This is a genomic window from Oricola indica (genome assembly GCF_965227485.1).
Taxonomy (GTDB): Bacteria; Pseudomonadota; Alphaproteobacteria; order Rhizobiales; family Rhizobiaceae; genus Oricola; species Oricola indica.
Window position 1 is genome coordinate 2,036,721 of the sequence record NZ_OZ245747.1, and the last position, 25,246, is coordinate 2,061,966.

25 protein-coding genes are annotated in these 25,246 nt (G+C 63.3%); 20 read left to right on the forward strand and 5 right to left on the reverse strand.

Annotated features, from left to right (window positions below):
* Positions 1–6 precede the first annotated feature (6 nt).
* The 7 genes from ACQK2M_RS10320 to ACQK2M_RS10350 all read left to right on the forward strand — a co-directional run bounded on the left by ACQK2M_RS10320 (position 7) and on the right by ACQK2M_RS10350 (position 7,679).
* Positions 7–1,512: a sugar ABC transporter ATP-binding protein gene (locus tag ACQK2M_RS10320; protein WP_223475547.1), complete on the forward strand. Its 1,506-nt coding sequence runs from the start codon at positions 7–9 to the stop codon at positions 1,510–1,512.
* Positions 1,513–1,520: 8 nt separating this feature from the next.
* On the forward strand, positions 1,521–2,462 hold the full coding sequence (locus ACQK2M_RS10325; protein ID WP_425417725.1) for an ABC transporter permease: 942 nt from the start codon (positions 1,521–1,523) through the stop codon (positions 2,460–2,462).
* 10 nt (positions 2,463–2,472) lie between these two features.
* Entirely contained in the window at positions 2,473–3,501 is a 1,029-nt protein-coding gene (locus tag ACQK2M_RS10330) for a zinc-dependent alcohol dehydrogenase (RefSeq protein WP_425417726.1), read from the forward strand.
* Positions 3,502–3,615: 114 nt separating this feature from the next.
* The gene (locus ACQK2M_RS10335) at positions 3,616–4,185 is read left to right on the forward strand and encodes a flavodoxin family protein (protein WP_223475544.1); all 570 of its coding nucleotides are present in this window, start codon (positions 3,616–3,618) and stop codon (positions 4,183–4,185) included.
* A gap of 9 nt (positions 4,186–4,194) precedes the next feature.
* Positions 4,195–4,494, forward strand: coding sequence for a putative quinol monooxygenase (locus ACQK2M_RS10340; RefSeq protein ID WP_425417727.1), 300 nt, complete (start codon positions 4,195–4,197; stop codon positions 4,492–4,494).
* Positions 4,495–4,581: 87 nt separating this feature from the next.
* Positions 4,582–6,081, forward strand: a complete 1,500-nt coding sequence (locus ACQK2M_RS10345; protein ID WP_425417728.1) for an aldehyde dehydrogenase family protein — start codon at positions 4,582–4,584, stop codon at positions 6,079–6,081.
* On the forward strand, positions 6,081–7,679 hold the full coding sequence (locus tag ACQK2M_RS10350) for a GMC family oxidoreductase (RefSeq protein WP_425417729.1): 1,599 nt from the start codon (positions 6,081–6,083) through the stop codon (positions 7,677–7,679). Before ACQK2M_RS10345 ends, ACQK2M_RS10350 begins: the two co-directional genes overlap by 1 nt.
* Before the next feature lie 50 nt (positions 7,680–7,729).
* Here ACQK2M_RS10350 and ACQK2M_RS10355 read toward each other — a convergent pair whose 3' ends face one another.
* Positions 7,730–8,548 (reverse strand): aldo/keto reductase, encoded by an 819-nt coding sequence (locus ACQK2M_RS10355; RefSeq protein WP_425417730.1) that lies wholly within the window; start codon positions 8,546–8,548, stop codon positions 7,730–7,732.
* Positions 8,549–8,786: 238 nt separating this feature from the next.
* Between ACQK2M_RS10355 and ACQK2M_RS10360 the strand changes: the two genes are divergently transcribed.
* Together ACQK2M_RS10360 and ACQK2M_RS10365 are read left to right on the forward strand one after the other, a co-directional pair.
* A complete protein-coding gene (locus ACQK2M_RS10360; protein WP_425417731.1) occupies positions 8,787–10,373 on the forward strand; it encodes an acyl CoA:acetate/3-ketoacid CoA transferase in 1,587 nt (528 codons plus the stop codon).
* Positions 10,374–10,381: 8 nt separating this feature from the next.
* Entirely contained in the window at positions 10,382–11,179 is a 798-nt protein-coding gene (locus ACQK2M_RS10365) for an enoyl-CoA hydratase/isomerase family protein (RefSeq protein ID WP_425417732.1), read from the forward strand.
* Positions 11,180–11,182: 3 nt separating this feature from the next.
* Here ACQK2M_RS10365 and ACQK2M_RS10370 read toward each other — a convergent pair whose 3' ends face one another.
* Positions 11,183–12,184: a LacI family transcriptional regulator gene (locus ACQK2M_RS10370; protein ID WP_425417733.1), complete on the reverse strand. Its 1,002-nt coding sequence runs from the start codon at positions 12,182–12,184 to the stop codon at positions 11,183–11,185.
* A 233-nt stretch (positions 12,185–12,417) separates the two neighbouring features.
* On the opposite strand from ACQK2M_RS10370, the gene ACQK2M_RS10375 reads away from it, so the two are divergent.
* From ACQK2M_RS10375 to ACQK2M_RS10395, 5 genes are read left to right on the forward strand one after another with little or no spacing between them, the layout of a single operon-like run.
* Complete coding sequence (locus ACQK2M_RS10375; protein WP_425417734.1) at positions 12,418–13,671, forward strand: ABC transporter substrate-binding protein; 1,254 nt, start codon at positions 12,418–12,420, stop codon at positions 13,669–13,671.
* Between the two features lie 52 nt (positions 13,672–13,723).
* Positions 13,724–14,620 carry a carbohydrate ABC transporter permease gene (locus ACQK2M_RS10380; RefSeq protein WP_223475536.1) on the forward strand — a complete coding sequence of 299 codons (897 nt, stop codon included), beginning with the start codon at positions 13,724–13,726 and terminating at the stop codon, positions 14,618–14,620.
* Complete coding sequence (locus ACQK2M_RS10385; protein WP_223475535.1) at positions 14,620–15,501, forward strand: carbohydrate ABC transporter permease; 882 nt, start codon at positions 14,620–14,622, stop codon at positions 15,499–15,501. Before ACQK2M_RS10380 ends, ACQK2M_RS10385 begins: the two co-directional genes overlap by 1 nt.
* 4 nt (positions 15,502–15,505) lie before the next feature.
* The gene (locus ACQK2M_RS10390) at positions 15,506–16,618 is read left to right on the forward strand and encodes an ABC transporter ATP-binding protein (protein WP_425417735.1); all 1,113 of its coding nucleotides are present in this window, start codon (positions 15,506–15,508) and stop codon (positions 16,616–16,618) included.
* A 20-nt stretch (positions 16,619–16,638) separates the two neighbouring features.
* Entirely contained in the window at positions 16,639–16,956 is a 318-nt protein-coding gene (locus ACQK2M_RS10395) for a Dabb family protein (protein WP_425417736.1), read from the forward strand.
* Here the strand turns inward: ACQK2M_RS10395 and ACQK2M_RS10400 are convergent.
* Positions 16,953–17,432: a MaoC family dehydratase gene (locus tag ACQK2M_RS10400; protein ID WP_425417737.1), complete on the reverse strand. Its 480-nt coding sequence runs from the start codon at positions 17,430–17,432 to the stop codon at positions 16,953–16,955. The genes ACQK2M_RS10395 and ACQK2M_RS10400 overlap by 4 nt on opposite strands.
* Complete coding sequence (locus ACQK2M_RS10405) at positions 17,429–18,445, reverse strand: aldo/keto reductase (protein WP_425417738.1); 1,017 nt, start codon at positions 18,443–18,445, stop codon at positions 17,429–17,431. The genes ACQK2M_RS10400 and ACQK2M_RS10405 overlap by 4 nt, the downstream gene beginning before the upstream one ends.
* A 168-nt stretch (positions 18,446–18,613) precedes the next feature.
* On the opposite strand from ACQK2M_RS10405, the gene ACQK2M_RS10410 reads away from it, so the two are divergent.
* The 6 genes from ACQK2M_RS10410 (at position 18,614) to ACQK2M_RS10435 (ending at position 24,164) form a co-directional block, all read left to right on the forward strand.
* Complete coding sequence (locus ACQK2M_RS10410; protein WP_425417739.1) at positions 18,614–19,759, forward strand: acyl-CoA dehydrogenase family protein; 1,146 nt, start codon at positions 18,614–18,616, stop codon at positions 19,757–19,759.
* Positions 19,756–20,535 (forward strand): 3-ketoacyl-ACP reductase, encoded by a 780-nt coding sequence (locus tag ACQK2M_RS10415; protein ID WP_425417740.1) that lies wholly within the window; start codon positions 19,756–19,758, stop codon positions 20,533–20,535. Before ACQK2M_RS10410 ends, ACQK2M_RS10415 begins: the two co-directional genes overlap by 4 nt.
* Positions 20,536–20,545: 10 nt before the next feature.
* Positions 20,546–21,694 (forward strand): dihydrodipicolinate synthase family protein, encoded by a 1,149-nt coding sequence (locus ACQK2M_RS10420; RefSeq protein WP_425417741.1) that lies wholly within the window; start codon positions 20,546–20,548, stop codon positions 21,692–21,694.
* A gap of 9 nt (positions 21,695–21,703) precedes the next feature.
* A complete protein-coding gene (locus ACQK2M_RS10425) occupies positions 21,704–22,564 on the forward strand; it encodes a sugar phosphate isomerase/epimerase family protein (protein ID WP_425417742.1) in 861 nt (286 codons plus the stop codon).
* 90 nt (positions 22,565–22,654) lie between these two features.
* Positions 22,655–23,350: an alpha/beta fold hydrolase gene (locus tag ACQK2M_RS10430; protein ID WP_425417743.1), complete on the forward strand. Its 696-nt coding sequence runs from the start codon at positions 22,655–22,657 to the stop codon at positions 23,348–23,350.
* A 64-nt stretch (positions 23,351–23,414) separates the two neighbouring features.
* Positions 23,415–24,164: a GntR family transcriptional regulator gene (locus ACQK2M_RS10435; protein ID WP_223475525.1), complete on the forward strand. Its 750-nt coding sequence runs from the start codon at positions 23,415–23,417 to the stop codon at positions 24,162–24,164.
* An 8-nt stretch (positions 24,165–24,172) separates the two neighbouring features.
* Here the strand turns inward: ACQK2M_RS10435 and ACQK2M_RS10440 are convergent, their stop codons facing one another.
* Positions 24,173–25,093: an EamA family transporter gene (locus ACQK2M_RS10440; RefSeq protein WP_425417744.1), complete on the reverse strand. Its 921-nt coding sequence runs from the start codon at positions 25,091–25,093 to the stop codon at positions 24,173–24,175.
* Positions 25,094–25,246 lie beyond the last annotated feature (153 nt).

The window sequence follows — 25,246 nt, forward strand, 5'->3', positions numbered from 1 at the left end:
CGGACGATGTACGAACTGCGAAAGGTCGAAAAGAAATTCCCGGGCGTTCACGCGCTCAAGACCGTGGATTTCAAGATCGGCAGGGGCGAGATCGTCGGTCTCGTCGGTGAAAACGGCGCCGGCAAGTCGACGCTGATGAAGGTCATCTTCGGCGCCTATCAGCCCGATGACGGCGCCATCACGATCGACGGCAAGACGGTGCGGTTCCAGAACCCTCGCCAGGCCATGGAACATGGCATCGGCATGGTATTTCAGGAACAGTCGCTGATCACGAACCTTACGGTGATGGAGAACATCTTCCTCGGTTACGAACAGCAATTCGTGAAGATGGGCGTCATCAACTGGAAGGCGATGGCCAGCGCGGCGCGCATGCAGTTGCAGAAGGTCAAGCTCGACATCGATCCGGCGACCGTGACCTCGAAACTGTCTTTCGCGCAGCGCCAGCTGGTCGAACTCGCCAAGGTGCTGACGCTCGAGGAGCGCATCGACGGCGACCTGGTCATCCTGCTCGACGAACCGACATCGGTGCTGTCGAAGGAGGAGGTCGAACTTCTCTTCAAGCTGGTTCGGGAACTTCGCTCTCGCGCGTCCTTCATCTTCGTTTCGCACCGCCTCGACGAGGTGATTGATCTGAGCGACCGGATCTATGTGATGAAGGATGGCGCGGTGGTCGATGTGGTGGAAACAGACAATGCGGATGTCGATGCGATCCAGCACAAGATGGTCGGCCGCGAGGTCAACAAGGAATATTACCGCGAGCAGCGCCAGAAGCCTTATCAAGCCGACAAGACGCTGGTGAAGGCGGACGGGCTCGGAGTGCCGCCGCGCTATTCCGGCCTTTCCTTCGAACTGCATCCGGGCGAGGTGCTTTGCCTCGTCGGCACGGAAGGATCGGGTCGCGAAGCGATCCTGCGCACGATCTTCGGTCTCGAAACGCCGACGGCGGGAACGCTGGCGATCAAGGGCGAGCAGATCAGGCGCTTCAGCGCGCAGGCGGGTGTCGCGCATGGCGTCGGCTACGTGCCGCGCGAACGCAAGATCGAGGGCATTGTCGGCGGTCTGAACGTCTACGAGAACATGACGCTCTCGCAGATGGGCAATTATTCGCGCTCCGGCGTGTTGCGGATCGGCGAGGAAAAGAAGCTGGCGCGCGACTGGATCTCCAAGCTGGCGATCAAGACGCCGTCCGAGCACAAGGATTGCGGCGGTCTGTCGGGCGGCAACCAGCAGAAGGTCGTGCTGGCGAAATGGCGCTCCGGCGGATCCGACATCATGCTTCTCGACCATCCGACGCGCGGTCTCGACATCGGCGCCAAGGAGGATGTCTACGAGATGATCCGCGACATGTCCGAGGCTGGCGTCGGTATCGTGCTCGTCGCCGACACGCTCGAGGAGGCGATCGGCCTGTCGCACACAATCATCGTCCTGAAGGACGGCGAGGTCCAGAAACGCTTCGATTGCACTCCCGGGTCGAAGCCGTCGCTCTACGACCTCGTTCACTACATGATCTGAGGGATGTCATGAGCTTCGAACGCATCAAAACTCATCTGCCCTGGATCACGCTTGTGCTGCTGGTCGCCATCGTGGGGATGGCGGATGCGAACTTCCTGCGGCCGCACAACCTGATTAACATGGCCGCCGACATCGTGCCGCTGTTCATCATGGCGCTCGGCATGACCTTCGCGATCTATATCGGCGGGATCGACCTGTCGGCGCAGTCGGTGGCCAACATGACGACGGTCATCGCGACCGTGGCGCTGCCGGTGTTCGGTGTCGGGGCGGCGCTGATATGCATTGTCGCCGGGCTGGGGCTGGGCGCGCTTTCGGGCTTCGTGACGACCCGTCTGCTGGTTCCCTCCTTCGTCTCGACGCTGGCCGTGGGCGGCATCGCCTATTCGGCGGGCCAGTATCTTTCCGGCCAGCGCGCGCTCTACATGAACGCGGAGATGCGCGACGCGTCGTTCGGCTGGATGGTCGGCAACTCCTTCGGCATTCCCCACGAGATTTTCGTCGGCGGCGTGCTCGTGCTCGCGGCGGTGTTCCTGCAGAACCGGACGACTTTCGGGCGCGCTCTCAAGGCGGTCGGCGCCGGAGAACCTGCGGCGGTGGCGTCCGGTATCAATGTCGCGCGGGTCAAGATCATGGCGTTCGCGCTGTCCGGCATGCTCGCCGCGATCGCCGGGCTGCTGTTCTCGGTGAAACTGTCCGGCGGATCGCCGACGATCGCCAATGGCTTCCTCCTCCCGGCCATCGTGGCAGTGCTTGTCGGCGGAACGCCGCTCACCGGCGGCGTCGGCGGTGTGGTCAACACGCTGATCGGCACGCTGATCGTCGCGGTCATCCGCTCCAGCATGCTGTATTTCGAGATCGACGCCACGCAGCAGCAGATGGTGTTCGGCCTCGTGCTGATCGCCGCGATCGCGCTGACCATCGACCGCAGCAAGATGCGGATCGTCAAATAGGGAGGCTGCGATGGATACGATGAAAGCCGCTGTCCTCGCAGAGCCCGGACGATTCGAGGTGAAGGATGTGCCTCTGCCGCAGGTCGGCCCGGGTGATGCGCTGATCAAGGTCGAGCGCTGCGGGATCTGCGGAACCGACATCCATATCTTCAATGGCCACTATGCCGCCGACAAGCTGCCACTGGTGCCCGGCCACGAGTTTGCCGGTACGATCGCCGCGGTCGGCAGCGACGTCGGCCATCTCTCGGTCGGCGCGAAGGTGATCGCGGACATCAATATCGGTTGCGGTCATTGCTATTACTGTCGGCGCAACGAGATCCTCAACTGCGCCGAGATGCAGCAGGTCGGCATCACCCGGGACGGGGCTTTCGCGGAGTATGTGTCGGTGCCCGCGCGGTTGGTCATCCCGGCGCCGGAAAGCGCCGGATTCGAATTGCTCGCTCTCGTCGAGCCAGTGGCCTGCGTCGTGCGCGCGGCGCGCAAGGCGGGCGTTTCTTTCGGGCAATCGGTCGTCATTCTCGGCGCGGGGCCAATCGGCAATTTGCATATCCAGATGATGCGGCTGGTCGGCGCGGCTCCGATCATCGTCGTCGAATTGTCGGAGGAACGCGCTGCCATGGCGCGGGCGGCAGGTGCGGACGTGGTGATCACCGATCCGGCAGCGGCCGGGGCGACGGTGCGCGAGTGGACAGGCGGGCGGGGCGCGGATGTCGTCATAGAAAGCGTCGGGCTGCCGGCGCTCTACAAGCAGGCCTTCGAACTGATCCGGCCAGGCGGGCATGTCGCGGCTTTCGGCCTGACCGGGCCCGACGATACTGTCGCGGTCAATATCCTCGATACGATCCTTCGCGAGAACTCGATCAAGGGCTCCGTCGCGGGCATGGGCGAGGACATGCACGATGCGCTGACGTTGCTTTCGCACGGTCGTTTCAAGGTCGACGCCTTCACCAGCGCCGTCTATCCGTTGGCGTCGATCCAGGATGCTTTCGACAGCCTTGCGGCGCGGCCGGGAGACCTGAAGACACAGATTGTCATTTAGGCGCGATAGCGGGCGGGCCCGTTTCGCTTCATCGTGTGGTGCGCAACGGGATTGCGGCAGGTTGGGAATTCTGCCATAAAGTAAATAAACAGTTACTTAAAGTGGAGGGGTGCAATGGGGAAAATTCTGATCATATACGATACCGATAGCGACCGTCGTTTCACCGAAACGATGGTGCCATTCGTCCGTGAAGGCGCGGAATCGGTGGGCGGAATGGAGTTGCGCGTTCGCTTCGTCGATGACGCGAAGGTCGAGGACGTGTTCTGGGCCGACGGCATCGCGATCGGCTGCCCGACCCATCTCGGCGGCGTCTCCTGGCGCATGAAGAAATGGTGGGACGACCGGACGCCGGATATCTGGTTCAAGACGGACGGCAAGTTCGCCGTGCCCTTCACATCGGCGGGCAGTCTCGGCGGTGGCGGGGAACTGGCCTGCCAGGCGCTTTCCACCATGATGCTGAACATGGGGTATTTCGTGTTCGGGATCACGGATTACGTGGCGAAGAAGGAAAGCCTGCATTACGGCGCCGTCGTCGCCGGTGAGCCGCGTGAAGACCACGCCATCGAATCTTGCCGCAGAGCGGGAAGGCGGCTGGCGGAATGGGTCGGCTACTACATGGACGGCCGCAAGGAATGCCATCCGCTCAATGCGCAGTACAACCGGTTCTGGGAACTGGCGTCGTAGGAGGCGATCATGACACATGCCAGACTTCTGGTCGAACTCGACGTCAAGCCGGATGAGGCGGATTCCTTCGCGGCAATGTTCGAGCGTGAGTTCATCTCACGCTCGCGCGCCGAAGAAGGGTGCCTTCGTTACGAGCTCTGGCGCGAAACCGAAAACAAGAGCCGCATGACCATCATCGAAATCTGGAACTCGCAATCGGATCTCGATCGCCATCTGGCGCAGCCGTGGTTTGCGGAATGGGCGCCGAAAATGGAAGCCGCGCAGGCCACGCCGTTGAAGGTGCGGGTCATGAGCGCTGTCGGGGACTAAGGCGCCCGGCGGCGATCCGGACTGGCGCCCGCAGCATGCGAACCATACAGTTAATTAGATGCCGGTCAGGTATGCAGGAGTAGACACATGGACAAGAACGCACCCGCCCTTTCGCTTCCCGCCGAGCCGCGGGAATTCGGTTTCCTTGTCGGCGGCCAGTGGATCGCCGCGGGCGATCGCGAGGTCTTCGAACGGTCAAGCCCCGCCCATGACGTTCCGGTGAGCAAGGTCGTCAAATGCACCCCCGCCGATCTCGACATGGCGGTCGCGGCGGCGCGCGAGGCGTTCGAGGACGGGCGGTGGTCGCGCATTCCGGCGGTCGAGCGGGCCAATGTGCTGTTGCGGGTGGCGCAGATCATCCGCCGGCGCGCCGACGAGATCGCCTATTGGGAAACGCTGGAGAACGGCAAGCCGATCGCCCAGGCGCGCTCGGAAGTCGATGGCACGGCGGGCATGTTCGAATATGCGGCGGGGGCCGCGCGGGCGCTGCATGGCGATGCGTTCAATAATCTCGGCGACGGCATGTTCGGCCTCGTCACGCGTGAGCCGATCGGCGTTGTCGGGCTGATCACGCCCTGGAACTTCCCGTTCCTGATCCTGTGCGAGCGGGTGCCCTATATCCTCGCGGCCGGCTGCACCATCGTCGCCAAGCCCTCCGAGGTGACGTCGGCGACGACGCTGCTGCTCGGCGAGGTGCTGCAGGAAGCCGGCGTTCCGGACGGCGTGTTCAATGTCGTCACCGGTTCGGGTTCGACCATCGGCCAGGCGATGACCGAGCATCTCGATATCGACATGGTGTCGTTCACCGGTTCGACGGCGGTCGGACGAAGCTGCGTGCAGGCGGCGGCCGGCAACTTCAAGAAGCTCGGCCTCGAACTGGGCGGCAAGAACCCGCAGATCGTGTTCGCCGACGCCGATCTGGAGGATGCGGCCGACGGTGTTGCCTTCGGGATCGGTTTCAACACCGGCCAATGCTGCGTGTCCGGCAGCCGGCTGATCGTCGAGCGGTCGGTGGCGCGCGAGTTCGAGCAACTCGTCGCCTCGAAATTCGAGAAGATCAAGGTCGGCGATCCGCTCGATCCGGCAACGCAGGTCGGTGCGATCACCACGCCGGCGCAAAACAAGACCATCATGGATTACATCACCAAGGGGCGTGAGCAGGGGGCCCGGGTGGTCTGCGGCGGCGAGCAGCTCGATTTCGGGCGCGGCCAGTATATCGCGCCGACCGTCTTCGGCGACGTGACCGGCGACATGGCGATCGCGCGCGACGAGATCTTCGGACCGGTCCTTTCGGTCATGCCGTTCGACACCGAGGAAGAGGCCATCGCCATAGCCAACGACACGGTCTACGGCCTGGCCGCGAGCGTCTGGACGAAGAATATCGACAAGGCGCTCAACGTCACCCGCCGGGTGCGCGCCGGGCGTTTCTGGGTCAACACGACGCTGTCCGGCGGGCCGGAGCTGCCTATCGGCGGGTTCAAGCAATCCGGCTGGGGGCGTGAGGCCGGCGTCTACGGTGTCGAGGAATACACGCAGATCAAGTCGGTCCATATCGAGATCGGCAAGCGCGATCCCTGGGTGTCGTGATGGCGGCAGGCGGATATGATTACGTAATCGTTGGCGGCGGCTCGGCGGGCTGTGTGCTCGCCTCCCGCCTGAGCGAGAACGAGGCCGTTCGCGTCCTGATGCTGGAGGCCGGCGGCAAGGATTCCAATCCCTTTATCCACATGCCCGTCGGCTTCGCGAAGATGACGTCCGGGCCGTTGACATGGGGCCTGACCACGGCGCCGCAGAAACACGCCAACAACCGCGAAATCCCCTATGCGCAGGCGAAGGTGATCGGCGGGGGAAGCTCGATCAACGCCGAGATCTTCACGCGCGGCAATCCGGCGGATTACGACCGCTGGGCGAACGAGGAAGGCTGCAAGGGCTGGTCGTTCGAAGAGGTGCAGCCCTATTTCCTGCGCTCGGAAGGCAACACTATCCTGTCGGGCGACTGGCACGGCACGGACGGGCCGCTCGGCGTGTCCAACCTGCCCGATCCGCAGAAGACGGCGCGCGCTTTCGTGCAGGCCTGCCAGGAATACGGCATGCCCTACAATGCGGACTTCAACGGCAAGGTCCAGGAAGGCGCGGGTATCTACCAGACGACGATCCGCAATGCGCGGCGCTGCTCCGCCGCCGTCGGCTATCTGCGCCCGGTCCTTCATCGCAAGAACCTGACCGTCGAGACGGGTTGTCTCGTCACGCGGATTCTTTTCGAGGGCAATCGCGCCATCGGGGTGGAATATGCCCAGAACGGCCAGATCCGCACGGCGCGCGCCGACAGCGAGATCCTGGTGACGTCCGGCGCCATCGGAACGCCGAAGATCATGATGCTGTCAGGCATCGGGCCGGCCGACGACCTGCGCGCGCTCGAGATCGATGTCGTTCAGGATCTGCCCGGCGTGGGCGAGAACCTGACCGACCATTTCGGCATCGACATCGTCGCGGAACTGAACGGACCGCACAGCCTCGACAAATACAACAAGCTTCACTGGATGGCCTGGGCGGGGCTGCAATATGCGCTGTTCCGCACGGGGCCGGTGACATCGAACGTCGTCGAGGGCGGGGCGTTCTGGTATGCCGACAGCGATGCGCCCATGCCGGATCTGCAGTTCCATTTCCTGGCGGGGGCGGGCGCGGAAGAGGGCGTCGAAAGCGTCGCTTCCGGCTCGGGCATCACGCTCAATTCCTACACGCTCAGGCCGAAGAGCCGGGGCACGGTCAAGCTGCGCTCGTCCGATCCGGCGGCCAATCCGATCGTCGATCCGAATTTCCTCGCCGAGCCCGACGATCTGAAGACATCGGCCGAAGGAGTCCGCATCAGCCGCGAGATTTTCCGGCAACCGTCGCTGCAGAAATATATCAAGCGCATGCACCTGCCGGGTGACGATGTGCAGAGTCAGGCGGATTTCGAGGCCTATGCCCGCCAATACGGGCGCACGTCCTATCACCCGACCTGTACCTGCAAGATGGGCGTGGACGAGATGGCCGTCGTCGATCCGGAATTGCGGGTGAGGGGGCTGGAAGGCATCCGCATCTGCGATTCCTCCGTCATGCCCAGCCTGATCGGTTCGAACACCAATGCGCCGACCATCATGATCGGCGAGAAGGCATCGGATCTGGTGCGGGGCAACCGGTAAGCCTCGATCTCATGAAAACGCCGGCCCGAAGGCCGGCGTCACGATATGACTCAATCCCAGTCCGGCGCCCATGGCACGAGGTCCTTGCCGACGATCCGGTAGTTCGTGGCGTTCAGCGCGTCGATGCGGTCCATGTCGATGCTGGACAGGGTGAAGTCCATGATGTCGAAATTGGCGCGGATGTTTTCCGGCTTGGTCGACATCGTGTTGACGGAAACGCCCTTCTGCAGGATCCAGCGCAGCACGACCTGTCCGGCCGTCTTGCCGTAGCCGCGCCCGATCTCCTCGAACTGCGGGTACTTGAAGACCTCGCCACGCGCGACGGAAGAATAGGATGCGAGCGGTATTCCCGTCTCGCTTGCCGCACGCAGCAGGATGCTTTGGTCAAGCAAAGGATGGAACTCGACCTGGTTGGTGACCAGCGGTGCATCGACGATGGATTTCGCATCGCGCATCATCTGCGCGGTGTAGTTCGAGATACCGATATTGCGCGTCAGGCCGCGTTCGAGCGCCTTCTGGAGCAAGCGAAGCGACGGGGCGATATCGCCGCCGACCGGGGGCCAGTGGACGAGCAGTGCATCGACATAGTCCATGCGCAGCGATTTCAGGCTCTGTTCGACCGAATTCATGAAGTCCGCTTCGCCGAAATTATCCGGGTGAACCTTGGTCGTGACGCAGAGTTCGTCGCGCGCGATTCCGGTCGCTGCGAGGGCTTCGCCGGTTTCGGCCTCATTGCCGTACATCTGCGCGGTGTCGAATGCGCGGTAACCGGTTTCGGCCGCCGCGGCGATCGCGTTCATCAGCACCTCGCCTTCCAGCGGATAGGTTCCGAAGGAGCGTTGGTGGGTCTTCTGGAAATAGATATTCATGGATGTCCTCCCTTCATGTCGACGGCCTTTCGGCATCCAACCGTAAATAACCATTCAGTTACTTATAGCGATATTGATTCTGCCTTGGCAAGCGTTTCGGCGTTGTCCATTGTGCCGCGCCAATCCATGGCGGGAGGAGATGGCAGCATTGTGAATTCCAGATTGCGCTGTTGACCGCGAAGCGTGACGATGGCACATATATAACTAATTAGTTACTTAACGAGCCGGAGTTGAAACGGTGACGGGATCAAAAATCAGGACGGCCTCGGAGGCCGCCGCGGTAATCGCCGACGGCGCGATTGTCGCGGTCAATTCGTCGAGCGGGCTGTGCTGTCCCGATCTGGTGCTCGAGGCCATCGGCGCGCGCTATGCCGAGGAAAACCATCCGCGCGGCCTGACCATGATCCACCCCATCGCTGCGGGCGACATGTTCGGCACGAAAGGGATCGACCACCTGGCCCAGGACGGGCTGATCGACACGATCATCGGCGGGTCCTATCCGTCTGGCCCGTCCTCCAGCGAACCGCCGAAAATCTGGCAGATGATCCTCGACGAGAGTGTGGCGGCCTACAACGTGCCGAGCGGCATCGTTTTCGACATCATGCGCGAGGCGGCCGGCATGCGGCCGGGCGTTATCACCAAGGTCGGGCTCGGTACCTTTGTCGATCCGGATCAGGACGGTTGCGCCATGAACGAGCGTGCGCGCGAGAAGGCGATCGTGCGCCGGATGGATTTCGAGGGCGAGGAATGGCTCTATTTCCCGTCGATCAAGCCCGACGTGGCGATCATCCGCGCCTCGACCGCCGACGAGCGGGGCAATCTGACATTCGAACACGAGGGCGCCTATCTCGGCGCGATGGAACTGGCGCTTGCGGCGCATAATTGCGGCGGCAAGGTGATCGCCCAGGTCAAGCGCATCGCGCAGTCCGGATCGCTACGCCCGCACGACGTCCGGGTGCCCGGAATTCTCGTCGACTATATCGTGGAGGCGCAGGATCAGCTCCAGACCACGGCGACGTCCTACGACCCGGCGATCTCCGGCGAGTTGTTCCGGCCGCTCGACACGTTCCGCACGCCGGAATTCGACGCCGCCAAGGTCATGGCGCGCCGTGTCGCGCTGGAGCTGCAGCCCGGCTGGGCGGTCAATATCGGCTTCGGTATCTCCGCAAACGTTCCGCGCATCTTCCTCGAGGAGGGCCATCATGGCGATGTCACCTGGGTGATCGAGCAGGGCGCGGTTGGCGGTATTCCGCTGCTCGACTTCAAGTTCGGTTGCTCTTCCAATGCCGAGGCCTTTGTCGCCTCGCCGCAGCAGTTCACCTATTTCCAGGCAGGCGGTTTCGATGCGTCGCTGCTGTCGTTCCTCCAGATCGACGCCGACGGGTCGGTGAACGTCTCCAAGCTCGCCTTCCGGCCGCATGTCACGGCGGGCGCCGGCGGATTCGTGGACATCACGACACGCGCCGCTAAGATCGTCTTCTCCGGCTATTTCAATGCCGGCGCGAAGCTCGCCGTCGAGGACGGCAAGTTGAAGATCGAGAAGGAAGGCAAGGTGGTCAAGCTGGTGGAGTCGGGCGAACTGGAACAGGTCTCGTTCTCCGGCAAGCGCGCGCGTGAACGCGGGCAGGACGTCACCTATGTGACCGAGAGATGCGTCATGAAGCTTCTGCCGGAGGGCGTCACGGTCACGGAGATCGCGCCGGGCATGGATATCCAGACCGATATCCTCGACAAGGCGGGCTTCGCGCTGAAGGTCTCGCCAGATCTCAAGACGATGCCGGAATTCCTGTTCAATCCCGAGAAGATGGGCGCCAGGTTCCGCTGATGGAAACGATGTCCGACCAATGTGATCCGCGTATCCGGCTGGAATTCGACGCGCCGGTGGCCGTGCTGACGGTTTCGCGCGCGGACAAGCTGAACGCTCTCGACGCCGCCATGGTCGAGGCGCTGGCCGATGCCTGCCGCCGGATCGAGCGTCGAGACGATATCCGCGCCGTGATCCTGACGGGTGCCGAGGGCAAGGCTTTTTCGGCGGGTGGCGACATCGAAGCCTGGAGTGGCGAACCGCCCGAGGACTTCGGCCGTTTCTGGGTTCGGGAAGGACATGAGGCCTTCGACCGCCTTGCACGACTGCGCCAGCCGGTGATCGCGGTGCTGAACGGGCACGCGCTCGGCGGCGGGCTGGAGCTTGCGGCTTGCGCCGACCTCCGGATCGCCGAGGTGCATGTGAAGATCGGCCAGCCGGAGACAGGGCTTGGCATCATTCCCGGCTGGTCCGGCACGCAGCGCGCCGTTCGCCGCTTCGGCAGCCAGCTCGTTCGGCGCATGGCGCTGTTTGGCGAGGTCTTCGCGGCGGAAGAGGCGCTGCGACTGGGACTGGTCGATCAGGTCGCCGAAGAAGGCGAGGGGCTTTCGATGGCGCGCGCCATCGCCTCCACCGTGGCCAAGCGCGGGCCGCTCGCGACCGAGACGACGAAGATGCTCGTCAACATGGCCGAAGGCGAGGAAGTCGGGCGTGTCGGCGAAGCGCTTGCCGGCATGCTGGCGGCGAATTCGGCGGAATTGCGCGAGGGCATTTCCGCCTTTCGCGAAAAGCGTCCGGCCGATTTCGGGAAGAAGCCGAAGGACTGACCTTCAGTCCCGATAACGGTGCTCGCCGTGTTCGAGCCGTTGCAGTTCCGAGACAGGCGCGCCTTCGATGCGACGAAGCAGCAGCGAGCCGAGCTGCCGCCCGGCGGCGGTCAGATCCTCGTAGATCGTGTCGATCTGCGGACGGATCTGTCCAAACAGCGGGGTCGTCTGCTTCGCGACCATTCCGATATCCTCGTTGACGCGCAATCCGCAGTCCGAAATCGCGGCGATTACTGCCATGGCCGAGGATTCGCCGGCGCAGACGAAGCCGTCGACGCCCTGTTCGCGAATGCAGGTCATGGCGGTGTCGCGCACCGCTTCGGGCGCGCTGTCGATCGAGACGTTCTCGGGCAGAACGTGACTGACACCGCTCTCGCGCACCGCGGTCATGAAGCCGTGCATCAGGTGCTGCGAGAAGGTGAAGGGCTGGCGCGCATTCAGCAGCGCCAGCTTCTTGCAGCCCTGTCGGGCGAGCCGGGTGGCGGCATCGAGAGCGAATTCGAAATTGTCGAAGTCCACGAAGGGATGCGGTGTCGCGAGTTCCGTCCGACCGTGGCAGATGAAGGGGTAATCCGCCTCGAGCAACATTCTGACCCGGATGTCGAGCGGGGTGGTCCTGCAGAAGATGACCCCGTCGGCGAGCCTGTTGCGAATGATGTTGTCGACCGTGCCGAGCGGATCCGATTTCTCGAATTGCGGGGTGACGACCAGATGGAACGAGGTGTTTTCCAGCGATTCCATGATCCCCGCGATCATCATCGTGCCGAAGCTGAGCATCTCGTCATGCGGTTCGAGCAGGAAGCTGATGACATTGGTGCGGCCGGTGCGCAGGCGCTGGGCGGCCCTGTCCGGCACGTAGCCGATCGCCTTTGCGGCGCGCTGGACCCGATCGCGCGTGCCCTTCGCGATTTCCGGCGCGCCCTTGAGCGCCCGCGACACGGTCGTCACCGCAAGCCCCGTTTCGAGGGCGAGGGTTTTCAGGGTCGGCTTCGGTTCGCGTTTCACGGTCGGGACATCCGGTTTTCGGTTTCACATACCATATTTGTAACGTTTCAGATTTGCAACGAGTGGTTAAATTGCCCGGATTGTTTCGCGATGCATCAATAATAAATTCTTTAAAAACAGTGTCTTGATATAATGTTGTGCAACGCACCATCTGGTTACAAAATTCTTGCCAATGAAAACGTTGCGATCTATAGTGCCAGCGCGCAATGCGCCATATGACAAGGGAGAATGAGATGAAGTTTTCACGCAAGCTGGCTGCGGCGACCTGCCTGGCGGCCATGACGATTTCGGCGACCGCCGCGCGCGCGGGCGATGTCGAAGTCTTGCATTGGTGGACGTCGGGCGGGGAGGCCGCGGCGTTGAACGTTCTGAAAAAAGACCTCGAAGGCCAGGGTATCGGCTGGCAGGACATGCCGGTTGCCGGCGGCGGCGGCACGCAGGCTATGACCGTGCTGCGCGCACGCGTCACGGCGGGCAACGCACCGACGGCGGTGCAGATGCTCGGTTTCGACATCACCGATTGGGCCAAGCAGGGCGCTCTCGCCAACCTGAACGACGTGGCCGCCGAGGAAGGCTGGGACGGTGTCGTGCCGGAGGCCCTGCAGAAATTCTCCAAGTATGAGGGCCAGTGGGTCGCGGCGCCGGTCAATGTCCATTCGACCAACTGGGTCTGGGCCAACAAGGGCATTCTCGACGATCTCGGCATCGCACAGCCGACGACCTGGGACGAACTCGTCGCGGCCATGCAGAAGGTCAAGGATTCCGGCAAGGTCGCGGTCGCCCATGGCGGACAGGCCTGGCAGGACGCGACCATTTTCGACGCCGTCGTCATGGCGACCGGCGGCCCGGACTTCTACAAGAGTACCTTCATCGATCTCGACACGGAAGCGCTCGGTTCCGACACGATGAAGGAAGCCTTCGACCGGATGAGCGTCATCCGCTCCTTCGTCGATGACAACTTCTCCGGCCGTGACTGGAACCTCGCATCGGCGATGGTGATCAATGACGAGGCCGCTTTCCAGTTCATGGGCGACTGGGCGAAGGGCGAGTTTCTCAATGCCGGCAAGACGCCGGGCGAGGATTTCCTGTGCTTCCGTTTCCCGGGTACGCAGGAGCAGGTGACTTTCAACTCCGACCAGTTCGCGCTGTTCAAGCAGGGCGACAAGCCGTCGGCTGAACAGGCCGCTCTGGCCAAGGCGATCATGTCGCCGTCCTTCCAGTCGGCCTTCAACGTGGTCAAGGGCTCGGTGCCCGCGCGCGTCGACGTGCCGGATACGGACTTCGACGCTTGCGGCAAGCAGGGCATGAAAGACCTCGCGGCCGCCTCGTCCTCGGGCAACCTTTTCGGCTCGATGGCGCATGGTCACGCCAATCCTGCATCGGTGAAGAATGCGATGTATGATGTGATCACGGCTCACTTCAATGGCGAGTACGATTCCGAGACGGCCGTCTCCGAACTCGTCTCCGCCGTCGAACTGGCGCAGTAACCGCAATACGGGGAAGGGCGTTTCCGCGCCCTTCTCCGCCGGGAGGATTTACATGTCGTCGAATGTTACGAGCCGGCGGGCCGACGACTGGCTGCGCGACGCCCTGCCGAAGATCGTGCTGAGTCCCAGCCTCGCCATCGTGCTTGTCTTCGTCTACGGCTTCATCCTTTTCACCTTCTACCTGTCGTTCACCGACAGCCGGATTTTGCCGAGCTACGGTCTCGTCGGCTGGGAGAATTACTGGAAGCTCTTTTCGCTGCGTGCCTGGGGCATCGCGATCGACAATGTGCTGATCTTCGGATCGCTCTACATCATCATCTGCTGCGCGCTCGGCCTGGCACTGGCGATCCTGCTGGACCAGAAGATCCGCGCCGAAGGCTTCATTCGCACCGTCTATCTCTACCCGATGGCGCTGTCCTTCATCGTTACCGGTACGGCGTGGAAGTGGTTCCTCGATCCGGGTATCGGCCTGCAGGCCGTGGTCCAGTCATGGGGCTGGGAGAGCTTCACTTTCGAGTGGATCAAGGATCGCGAGATGGCGATCTACACCATCGTCATCGCCGCCGTCTGGCAGACCTCGGGCTTCGTCATGGCGATGTTCCTCGCCGGCTTGCGCGGCATCGACAATGAGGTTCTGAAGGCGGCGCAGATCGACGGCGCGTCCAACTGGGCGCTTTACCGGCGCATCGTGATCCCGCAGTTGCGGCCGGCCTTCATGTCCGCCTTCGTGGTGCTCGCGCATATGGCGATCAAGTCCTACGACCTCGTCATCGCGCTGACCGGCGGCGGGCCCGGCACGGCGACAGAGCTGCCCGCGACGTTCATGTATTCCTACACGTTCACGCGCAACCAGATGGGCATCGGCGCGGCCTCGGCGACGATCATGCTGATGTCGATTGCGGCGATCATGGTGCCCTATATCTGGTCCGAACTCAGGGAGAAGAAGTGATGGCGTCGAACGCTTCCTCCCAGGTCGTGCGGACGGGCGCGGGATCGCGTTTCGTGATCTACACGCTGCTCGCGATCTTCTGCCTTTACTACCTGCTGCCGCTCTACGTGATGGTGGTCAATTCGCTGAAGCCGTTGTCCGAGATCCAGGCGGGCGGCATGATGTCCCTGCCGAGCGAGTGGACGATCGCGCCATGGGCCAGCGCATGGTCGACGGCGCAGATCGGCGTGGCGGCGACCGGCCTGAAGCCCTACTTTCTCAATTCGATCCTGATGGTCGTTCCCGCCGTCGCCATCTCGACGGTGCTTGGCGCGCTGAATGGCTACGTCCTGACCAAGTGGCGCTTCAGGGGAGACACGATCGTCTTCGGACTGTTGCTGTTCGGCTGCTTCATTCCGTTCCAGATGGTGCTGATCCCGATGGCGCGCATGCTCGGCCTGATGGGGCTGGCCGGCACGGTGCCCGGCCTCGTTTTTGTGCACCTCGTCTACGGCATCGGCTTCTCGACGCTCTATTTCCGCAACTACTACCAGCAGTTTCCGACCGAACTGGTACGCGCCGCGATGATCGACGGGGCGGGTTTCTTCACGATCTTCCGGCGCATCATGCTGCCGTCCTCCGGGCCGATCGCGGTCGTCTGCATCATCTGGCAGTTCACCAATATCTGGAACGACTTCCTGTTCGGCGCGTCGTTCTCGGATTTTGACAGCCAGCCGATGACGGTGGCGCTCAACAACCTCGTCCAGTCCTCGACCGGGGTGAAGGAATACAATGTCCATTTCGCCGGCGCGATCATGGCGGCGCTGCCGACGCTGCTCGTCTATGTCGTCGCGGGCCGCTACTTCGTGCGCGGCCTGATGGCCGGCTCGGTAAAAGGGTAAGACCATGGGATTTCTCGAGATCAGAAACGCAACGAAGTCCTACGGCGCGGTCAAGGTCCTGCATGCGACCGACATCGCGGTGGAGGAGGGCGAGTTCCTCGTACTCGTCGGGCCGTCGGGCTGCGGCAAGTCCACGCTTCTCAACATGATCGCGGGCCTCGAGGAGGTGACCAGCGGCGACATCGCCATCAAGGGCCGCTCGATGAACGGCGTGCGTCCCGCCGACCGCAACATCGCCATGGTGTTCCAGTCCTACGCGCTCTACCCGAACATGAATGTCGGTCAGAACATGGCCTTCGGGCTGGAGATGCACGGGATCCCGAAATCCGAGCGCGACAAGGCGGTTTCTCAGGTCGCCGACCTGCTGCAGATCAGCCATCTGCTCGACCGCAAGCCCGGACAATTGTCCGGCGGCCAGCGCCAGCGCGTCGCCATGGGCCGGGCGCTGGTGCGCGATCCGGATGTCTTCCTGTTCGACGAACCGCTGTCCAATCTCGACGCCAAGCTGCGCGTCGACATGCGCACCGAGATCAAGAAGCTGCACCAGAAGCTCGGCACCACGATCGTCTATGTGACGCATGACCAGATCGAGGCGCTGACGCTGTCGACGCGCATCGCTGTGATGTTCGGCGGCCATGTGCAGCAACTCGGCACGCCGAAGGAAATCTACGACAATCCGGCCAATATCTTCGTTGCCGGCTTCATGGGCTCTCCGTCGATGAACCTGTTTCCGGCGAAGGTCGCCACGGAGAACGGCGAGTCTGTGGCCAAGGTCGCGCTTGCCGACGGCACCTCGGCCACGCTGCCATTCGCGCGGGAGCGGTCCATGGCCGGGCATGAGGGTCGCGACATCATTCTGGGCATCCGTCCCGAAGCGATTACCGACGAGGACGGCGCAGACCGCAACAGCAAGGCGATCCACCGCATCGAAGCGCGGGTGGAGGTCACCGAGCCGGCGGGCTCCGACACCTTCGTCGTCAGTCATCTTGGCGGCAAGGAGGTGACCGGGCGCTTCCGCGCGGACGTGGATGTGCGCGCCGGCGAGACCTTCCCCTTTGCCATCAACATGGAGAAGGCGGTCGCCTTCGATCCCGAGACCGAACAACGTATCGGCTGAACCGAAAAGGAATTCCAGACGTGATCAGACACTTCGTGATGCTGCGCTTTCGCGCCGATGTATCGGACGACACCAAGCTGGCGCTCTTCGACGCTCTCGACGGCCTTCGGGGCCATATTGCGGGCGTGCTCGACTTTCGGGCGGTGGCGAATGTCAGCGTCGAGACGGACCTGATCCGCGGCAACCACGATGCATTCTGGTTCGACTTCACGGACACGGCGGCGCGCGACGCCTATCTCATCGACCCGGAACACCAGGCCGTTGGGGGGCGTCTCGTCGAGCACACTGTGGATGGGATCGAGGGCGTGACCGTCTTCGATATGGAATTGCCCGACTAATCCAGGCTGACCAGCAACTGGTTTTCACCGGCCTGCACGATCAGGCCGTCCTGGTTGCGGACCTCGAAATCGAGAAACAGGATACCGCGTCCGGAACCGGATGTGGTGCGTTTCCCTGCGAGCCTGATGGTTGCCGAGATCGTGTCGCCGATATGGACCGGCCCGGTAAAGCGCCATGTCCATCCCAGCGAAGCGATGGCCTGGAACGTGACCGTGGACTGATTCTTGAGTCCGTCAACGAGCGACTGGACGAGAAGTCCATGCGCGACGCGGCCCGAAAACCCGTGCTTTCGTGCAGCATCGTCGGTTATGTGGATTTCGAAGCGGTCGCCGGTCAGCTCGGCGAATGTGTCGATGTGGGCTGCCGTCACAGCAAGCGAGGGCGTCTCGTACCAGTCGCCTTCGCGGAGCGTCCCAAATGCATGGACGCCGTCGGCAAGACGGCGCCCATGCGGGGAGGAACCGGTGTCGGTCATGCGGGTGTCGGCGCGTCCTCGCGCAGAAGCCCCTTCGATTTGAGGTCGGCCCAGAACTCGGACGGGATCGGATGGCTGAACCATTCGAGGTTTTTCCTGAGCTGTTCCTCGTTGCGCGTGCCGGCGCAGAAGGCGGGCACGGCGGGATGGGCGACGACGAATTGCAGCGCGGCGGCGGGTAGCGGCACGTTGTGCTCGGCGCAGACGGCCTCGATCTTCCTGACCTTGTCCATGATGTCGGCGGGCGCCGGCGCGTAGTTGTATTTCGCGCCTTCCACCGCTCCCGTTGCGAGAATGCCGGAATTGAAGCCGCCGCCGACGACGACCGCCGCGTTGCGTTCCTCGCAAAGCGGCAGGAAGGAATCGAGGGATTCCTGCTCCAGCAGGGTGTAGCGGCCAGCGAGCAGGAAGCAGTCGAAATCGCGCTGTTTCAGGGCTTCGTGGCAGACTTCCCATTCGTTGACGCCGACGCCGATTGCCTTGACGACGCCTTCGTCGCGCAGCTTCTCCAGCGCCTTCCAGGCGCCGTCCATCGCCTGCTTGAAGACTTCAGGCTGATCGTCGCCACGGGTAAAGCGGTCGATGTCGTGGATGAAGCACATGTCCATCCGCTCAAGGCCCAGGCGCTGCAGCGAATCCTCGAAGGCGCGCATCGTGCCGTCATAGGAATAATCGAAGATCATTTCGAAGGCGCCCGCGTTGACCCAGGGCGCGAAATCGATCTCGGAACGCTTCTTCGGCTTGAGGATGCGGCCGACCTTCGAGGCGAGAACGTAGTCGTCGCGGTTCTTCCAGCGCAGGGAGTGGCCGAGGCGGTGTTCGGACAGGCCGTGGCCGTACATCGGGGCCGTATCGTAGAAGCGGACGCCGGCATCCCATGCCTGCTGGATCATCCCGTCGGCGGTCTTGTCGTCGATTTCACGAAAGATGTTGCCGATCGGCGCGGTGCCGAAGGCGAATGTCGTCACCTCAAGGTCGACCCTTCCGAATTTGCGCTTGTCCGACGGTTTCATGTAACTCCTCCAATAAGTAACTATTTGGTTATTTATAGACGCATCGAACGGGCCGCGCAAGCCGCTCTGCGCGATTGCGCGCGAGACTGCACCGCCGCCGCTCCACGCTTGACCAGCGTGCCCGTCGCATGTATTGGAGTAACCAGTTAGTTACATACGGATTAGCGCATGTTCATCTCGGAAACCCAGCAGCAGGTACGCGACATGGCCCGGCAATTCGCCGAGGACGTGGTCAGGCCGATGGCGGAAGAACTCGACCGCGAAGAGCGGTTTCCCGCCGATCTTTACGAGCAAATGGGCGAACTCGGCCTGTTCGGTATCGGCGTTCCGGAGGAGCATGGAGGGCCGGGTTTCGACACCGTCACCTATGCGCTGGTGATGGAAGAGTTGTCGCGTGGATATGCTTCCGTGGCCGATCAGTGCGGCCTGGTCGAACTGATCTCGACGCTGCTCGTGCGCCATGGAACGGTGGCGCAGCGCGAGCGCTGGCTGGGCCCGGCCATGCGTGCGCAGACCAAGGTCGCCTATTGCATCACCGAGCCGGAAGCGGGCACCGACGTATCGGGAATTCGGACATCCGCGGTGCGCGACGGCGAGGGCTGGGTGCTCAATGGCGGCAAGATCTGGATCCATAACGCGCCGGTTGCCGATGTCGGTTTCGTGCTGGCGCGCACCGACCGCGAGGCCGGTCACCGCGGCTTTTCCATCTTCATCGTCGATCTCAACGCGGACGGCGTGTCGCGCGGACCGAAGGAACACAAGATGGGGCAGCGGGCGAGCCAGGTCGGCGCGCTGACCTTCGACAATGTGCGGCTCGGGCCGGATGCGCTTCTCGGTGAGGAGGGGCGCGGTTTTCACATGATGATGAGCGTGCTCGACAAGGGACGCGTGGGTATCGCGTCGCTCGCCGTGGGCATCGGACAGGCGGGCCTGGAGGCCGCCGTGGACTACGCCCGCCAGCGCAAGCAGTTCGGCAAGGCGATCTCGGAATTCCAGGGCGTGCAGTGGCTGCTCGCCGACATGGCCAAGGATATCGAGGCGGCGCGGTTGCTGGTTCTCAGCGCGGCTGCGAAGATCGATGCCGGACAGGACGCCACCAAGGCGTGCTCGATCGCCAAGTGTTTCGCGGGCGACATGGCCGTCGCGCGGACCGCCGATGCAGTGCAGGTTTTCGGCGGCAGCGGCTATATTCGCGGTTTCGAGGTCGAAAGACTGTACCGCGACGCCAAGATCACGCAAATCTACGAGGGCACGAACCAGATTCAGCGCATGATCATCGCGCGTGAACTGTTGAAGCACGGAGCCCAGGCATGACGAGCAGTCGACAAGCCGCATTTGTGACCGGATCGAGCCGGGGCATCGGCCTCGCCGCCGCGCGGGCGCTTGCCGAACGGGGCTTTGCTGTCGCCGTCAACGGGCCTTTCGACGACGACGAACTCGCGCGCGCCGCAGACAGCATCGCGGCGCTTGGCGTGCCGGTCGCCAAGGTGGCGGGCGACGTCTCCGACCTTTCCATACACGATGCGATGCTCGACAGCGCGGAAGCGGTCGTCGGGCCGTTGTCGACGCTGGTCAACAATGCCGGCGTTTCTGTCTTGAGCCGGGGCGATCCGCTCGACGTGACCGAGGAAAGCTACGACCGCTGCATGGCGATCAACGCCAAGGCCCAGTTCTTCCTGAGCCAGGCCTTCGCGCGCCGCGTGGTCGCGCGTGACCGTTCCGACCACCGTTTCTACAGCCTGATCAACGTTACCTCGTCCAATGCCAATGCGGTCGCCGAACCGCGCGCGGAATACTGTGTTTCCAAGGCAGCGGCCGCGATGATCGCCAAGACATTCGCGGTCCGGCTCGGGCGCGAGAATATCGCGGTCTACGACATTCAGCCCGGCCTGATCGAAACCGACATGACGGGACCGGTGATCGAGGATTACAAGCGCCGGGTTGCCGAAGAAGGCATCACGCTTCTGCCGCGTGTCGGCAAACCTGAGGACATGGGCGCGATCATGGCGACGCTTGCCAGCGGCGGACTGCCCTATACGACCGGCCACGTCATTTCGGCCGATGGCGGCATGCTCGTGTCGCGTTTCTGAGGAGGACGTCATGAAAATCATGCTGCCGGACGAAACCGGCGCCACCGTCGAATATGTGATGAGCGGCAAGTCCGTTCCGGTCGCGACACTCGGGTCCAACGCCGCGCGCACCGTCTTTTCGGCCGCGCATGTCGTCGCGGACCCGTTCACGGCCAACGATCCGTCGGGGCCTGCAACCGTGGACTGGGAGGCGACGATGGCCTTCCGCCGTCATCTCGACTCGCTCGGTCTCGGTATCGCGGAAGCCATGGACACCGCCCAGCGCGGCATGGGGCTGGACTGGCCCGGTGCGCTGGACCTGATCCGCCGCACCAAGGCCGAACTGCCCGACGCGCTCGTCTTCAACGGGTGCGGCACCGATCAACTGGCGGCATCCGATGCACGCGATCTGGACGATGTGCGGCGCGCCTATTTCGAGCAGATCGAGGCGATCCAGGCTGTCGGCGGCCGCCTGATCCTGATGGCCAGCCGGGCGCTGGTGAAAGTCGCGGCATCGCCGGAGGACTACATTTCCGTCTATCGCGACGCGCTGGCGCGGTGCGATCAGCCGGTCATCCTGCATTGGCTCGGCGACATGTTCGACCCCGCGCTGAAAGGCTATTGGGGCACCGACCGTTTCGAGAGCGCGCTGGAAACCTGCCTTTCCATCATTTCCGAGAATATCGACAAGGTGGACGGCATAAAGATTTCCCTGCTCGACAAGGACAAGGAAATCCTGATGCGCCGGAGACTGCCGGCCGGCGTCAAGATGTATACGGGCGACGATTTCAACTATCCGGAGTTGATCGAAGGCGACGCGGAGGGCTTTTCGCATGCGCTGCTCGGGATTTTCGACCCGCTCGCGCCGGCTGCTGCCCACGCGATTTCCAGATTTTCCGCTGGCGACGCCGCCGCGTTCCGCGAAACGCTCGATCCGACGGTCCCGCTCGCCCGTCTGATCTTCCGCGCGCCTACGCAATATTACAAGACAGGCGTGGTTTTCCTCGCCTGGCTCAATGGCTTCCAGGATCATTTCGTGATGCTGAACGGAGCGCAGGCGATGCGGCCATTGCCCTATTTCGTGGAGGTGTTCCGGCTGGCCGACCAGTGCGGATTGCTGGCCGACGCGGAACTGGCGGCGGACCGCATGCGAAAGCTGCTCGCCGTCTATGGCGTCTGAGCCGGTCCGATGCGGGATTTCTCCAACGATCATTCCATGCTGGCGCTGAACACAGCGACGCTCGGCCACAATGTGGACGGGCATGGCGCCGGCTGGCCGGTCGAGAAGGTGATCGACGCCTGCGCGGAGCGCGGCTTCGGCGGTATCGTGTTCTGGCGCCGAGAGATCGGCGACCGTGCAGTGGAGATCGGCGAGCGCGTGCGCGCCTCCGGCATGCAGGTTGTCGGGCTTTGCCGGACGCCCTTTCTGACCGGACCCTTGGCGTTGCCGACACGGGCGGCGATCATGGACGATTTCCGTGCATCCATCGACATGGCGGCGGGGCTGGGCGCTCCGGTGCTGACGATCGTCACCGGCGGCGTGGAGCCGGGAACGCGCGGCATGGCGGAAAGCCTGAAGCTGGTCGCCGACCGTGTTGCCGAGGCCGCGCCCTATGCGGCCGAACGCAATGTTCGGCTGGCGCTGGAGCCGCTTCATCCGGTCTATGGCGGCGACAGGTCCTGTCTCGTCACGCTGCGCGATGCCGTCGATCTGTGCGACGCGATCGCGCATCCTGCCGTCGGCGTCGCCATCGATGTCTACCATGTGTGGTGGGACACCTCGCTGCCCGACGAATTGCTGCGCGCGGGCAAGAGCCGGATCTTCGGCTATCATCTCTGCGACTGGCTGGCGGAAACGCGCGACGTGCTGCTCGACCGGGGCATGATGGGCGACGGCGTCGCCGACCTGAAGGCGCTGCGCGGCGCGGTCGAGGCGGCCGGTTATGACGGGCTTTGCGAGGTCGAGATCTTCTCCGCGAACAATTGGTGGCTGCGCGATCCCGGCGACGTGCTGGATATGTGCGTGGAGCGTTTCCGCACCGTGTGCTGAGACCGAACGGACGGCGTAACGGTTTCCTCTCCGGGCGCGTCCGTGTATTGGGTCGGGCCGATTGAGCGAACCGATCCAGGAAGACCATCCATGACCACCGTTGTACTGATCCCCGGACTGCTGTCCGACGATATCGTCTGGCAGCCGGTTGCGGACGCCCTGTCGGCCGATTTCGCCATCCATAAAGCCGATCTTCGGCAGGGAACGTCAATCGACGGCATGGCGCGCGACCTGCTTGGTGCGACGGACGGCCCGCTTATCGCCGTCGGCCACTCCATGGGAGGGCGCATCGCCATGGAAATGGCGCATCAGGCGCCGGAGCGGATCGCCGGTCTCGTCCTCGCCAATACAGGACATCATCCCCGGCGTGAGGGCGAGGACGCCAAGCGTCAGGCGATGATCGATCTCGGCCACGAGAGCATGGAGAAACTGGCCGACACATGGCTTCCGCCGATGGTCGATCCCGCCCGCGTGTCGGACGAAACGGTGATGGGGGCATTGCGGGCGATGGTCCTGCGGGCGGATGCGGACATGCATGAACGCCAGATGCGCGCCCTTTTGGGCCGGCCAAATGCCAGCGCCTATCTGGGCGAAATCCGCTGCCCCGTTCTGCTGATCGCTGCGTCGCAGGATGGCTGGAGCCCGATTGCGCAGCATGAGGAAATCGGCGCGGCCGTGCCCGACAGCGAAATCGCCATCATCGAGGATGCGGGGCATTTTGCGCCGGTGGAGCGGCCGGATGAGGTCGTCGCGGCCATCACGACGTGGATCGCGCGGTTCCGCTGACCGTTGGGGAAGCCCGTGGTTGCCATCGGCACCGAAATACGTGCTTAATGACGAAAATGTATACATGGGCCGCAAGATCATGAAGCAGGCAGCCAGCAAGACGCATGCGACGCGCACGGTCATCGAGTTGCGCAAGAAGATCCTCGGCGGCGAGTTGCCGGGCGGGACGCGGCTGTACGAAGTGCCCTTGGCCGAGGAGCTGGAAATCTCGAGGACTCCGCTGCGCGATGCGATGTCGCGGCTTGCCGAAGAAGGCCTGCTCGAGCGCGCCCGCAGCGGCGGTTTCGTGGTGCGACAGTTCTCCTTCGCAGACGTTATCGACGCCATCGAAATACGCGGCGTGCTTGAGGGTACGGCGGCGCGGCTGGCGGCGGAGCGTGGCGTCAAGCCCGAGGCGATGGCCTCGATCCAGGCGGTCGTGAAGGAGCTGGACGGCGTTTTCGGCGCCAATCCGGGTGAGGTCGAGTTCGAGGCCTATTCCGAGCTGAACGCCCGTTTCCATGCGGAGCTGGCGGCGCTTTCGGGCAGCAAGATCGTCGAGAAGGAAGTCGAGCGTGCGGCGCGCCTGCCGTTTGCTTCGCCCTCCGCCTTCCTGCCCGACAAGACCGACATCGCCGCCTTCCGCCGTTCGCTCAACATCGCGCAGGAACAGCATCGCGCCATTGTCCAGGCGATCGCGGCACGCGAAGGCGCGCGCGCCGAAGCGCTCGCGCGTGAGCATGCACGTATCGCGCGGCGCAATATCGAATATGTCCTGCTGGAAGACCGCAGCCTGATCGAGCGTGTGCCGGGGCTCGCCCTCGTCGTTGCCTGAGAGGCTGGCTAGGGCGCGGTCCGCGCCCGCTTGCCTGCAAGCAGCAGGCCGTAGAGCGCGACCCCGATCACGATCATTGCCAGAACCTGATAGGTTTCAACGGATCCACCGAGCACCAGCACTGTTATCAACATCGTGACGGCCGGCGTCGGCACCGTAACGGAACTCGCCACCGAAACGTCGATGTGGCGCATGGCGTGGAACCAAAGGACCAGTTCGAGGTAATAGGCGACACCAAGCAGCAGCGCGGCGCGCTGGAACGCGAAATCGGTCATGGATGCGACCAGTGTGCCCGGCGCGCCCGCAAGCGCGTAGACGGCCAGCATGAACACGCCGGAGATGACCAGCCGCGATACGGTCACCTGGTTCGGCGTGATATCGGTCTCGGCGAGTATCTGCCGCAACAGGATATGCGCGATGCTCCAGAGCAGCGGAATGCAGAGCGCATAGGCCGACCACCAGGAAATGTCGGCGATGCGGAACGTGCCTTCGGTCGTCAGGTAGAAGAGGGCGGCGAGCAGCAGCGCCGTGAAGCCCAATTCGGTGCGTGTCTTTCGTTTTCCGAGGAAAACCGCCTCGATGAGGATGGCGAAGAGCGGGTAGGATTGCAGGGCGATGACCATGCTGACCGGCCCGGCCTGTCTCGCGGCGACCACATACATGTAGGTCGACAATCCGAAGATCGCGCCGGTCAGAAGGGCGACGGCCGCCGTCCGTCCGCTCAATCGCCCGGTCGGAACGGCCTTTCCGCTGCGGGTCTCGGCGATGAACAGAGGCAAGCCGGCGAGCAACTGCCAGAAGGTCAGCCAGATCGAAAATGTCAGCCCGTCGGCACCAGCCGGGCGGGAATCCGCCAGGATCGGCATCACCGCGAGGATCGCAAGGCATATGAAGGCGAAGGCGATGCCCTTGCTTGGCGATCGGGACATGGGGTTTTCGCAGTCCGCTGATTGGTGTCGATGGTCGTCCCGCTTCTAGGCGCGAGGCCATGTGGCGGCAACGCAATCATTGTCACGATGACATTTCGTCGTTCGGTTTCCCGCCCCTTGAAGGAGAGACGAATCGGCGCAGGCACGCGGAAT

Excerpts from the sequence above, each read along its gene's own strand:
- ACQK2M_RS10400 (WP_425417737.1), bottom strand. The coding sequence starts at position 17,432 with ATGACCGACACCGGTTCCTCCCCGCATGGGCGCCGTCTTGCCGACGGC.
- ACQK2M_RS10345 (WP_425417728.1), top strand. The coding sequence starts at position 4,582 with ATGGACAAGAACGCACCCGCCCTTTCGCTTCCCGCCGAGCCGCGGGAA.
- ACQK2M_RS10405 (WP_425417738.1), bottom strand. The coding sequence starts at position 18,445 with ATGAAACCGTCGGACAAGCGCAAATTCGGAAGGGTCGACCTTGAGGTG.
- ACQK2M_RS10325 (WP_425417725.1), top strand. The coding sequence starts at position 1,521 with ATGAGCTTCGAACGCATCAAAACTCATCTGCCCTGGATCACGCTTGTG.
- ACQK2M_RS10320 (WP_223475547.1), top strand. The coding sequence starts at position 7 with ATGTACGAACTGCGAAAGGTCGAAAAGAAATTCCCGGGCGTTCACGCG.
- ACQK2M_RS10425 (WP_425417742.1), top strand. The coding sequence starts at position 21,704 with ATGCGGGATTTCTCCAACGATCATTCCATGCTGGCGCTGAACACAGCG.
- ACQK2M_RS10350 (WP_425417729.1), top strand. The coding sequence starts at position 6,081 with ATGGCGGCAGGCGGATATGATTACGTAATCGTTGGCGGCGGCTCGGCG.
- ACQK2M_RS10390 (WP_425417735.1), top strand. The coding sequence starts at position 15,506 with ATGGGATTTCTCGAGATCAGAAACGCAACGAAGTCCTACGGCGCGGTC.
- ACQK2M_RS10375 (WP_425417734.1), top strand. The coding sequence starts at position 12,418 with ATGAAGTTTTCACGCAAGCTGGCTGCGGCGACCTGCCTGGCGGCCATG.
- ACQK2M_RS10380 (WP_223475536.1), top strand. The coding sequence starts at position 13,724 with ATGTCGTCGAATGTTACGAGCCGGCGGGCCGACGACTGGCTGCGCGAC.
- ACQK2M_RS10440 (WP_425417744.1), bottom strand. The coding sequence starts at position 25,093 with ATGTCCCGATCGCCAAGCAAGGGCATCGCCTTCGCCTTCATATGCCTT.
- ACQK2M_RS10415 (WP_425417740.1), top strand. The coding sequence starts at position 19,756 with ATGACGAGCAGTCGACAAGCCGCATTTGTGACCGGATCGAGCCGGGGC.
- ACQK2M_RS10385 (WP_223475535.1), top strand. The coding sequence starts at position 14,620 with ATGGCGTCGAACGCTTCCTCCCAGGTCGTGCGGACGGGCGCGGGATCG.
- ACQK2M_RS10410 (WP_425417739.1), top strand. The coding sequence starts at position 18,614 with ATGTTCATCTCGGAAACCCAGCAGCAGGTACGCGACATGGCCCGGCAA.
- ACQK2M_RS10355 (WP_425417730.1), bottom strand. The coding sequence starts at position 8,548 with ATGAATATCTATTTCCAGAAGACCCACCAACGCTCCTTCGGAACCTAT.
- ACQK2M_RS10330 (WP_425417726.1), top strand. The coding sequence starts at position 2,473 with ATGGATACGATGAAAGCCGCTGTCCTCGCAGAGCCCGGACGATTCGAG.
- ACQK2M_RS10420 (WP_425417741.1), top strand. The coding sequence starts at position 20,546 with ATGAAAATCATGCTGCCGGACGAAACCGGCGCCACCGTCGAATATGTG.
- ACQK2M_RS10430 (WP_425417743.1), top strand. The coding sequence starts at position 22,655 with ATGACCACCGTTGTACTGATCCCCGGACTGCTGTCCGACGATATCGTC.
- ACQK2M_RS10340 (WP_425417727.1), top strand. The coding sequence starts at position 4,195 with ATGACACATGCCAGACTTCTGGTCGAACTCGACGTCAAGCCGGATGAG.
- ACQK2M_RS10365 (WP_425417732.1), top strand. The coding sequence starts at position 10,382 with ATGTCCGACCAATGTGATCCGCGTATCCGGCTGGAATTCGACGCGCCG.
- ACQK2M_RS10435 (WP_223475525.1), top strand. The coding sequence starts at position 23,415 with ATGGGCCGCAAGATCATGAAGCAGGCAGCCAGCAAGACGCATGCGACG.
- ACQK2M_RS10335 (WP_223475544.1), top strand. The coding sequence starts at position 3,616 with ATGGGGAAAATTCTGATCATATACGATACCGATAGCGACCGTCGTTTC.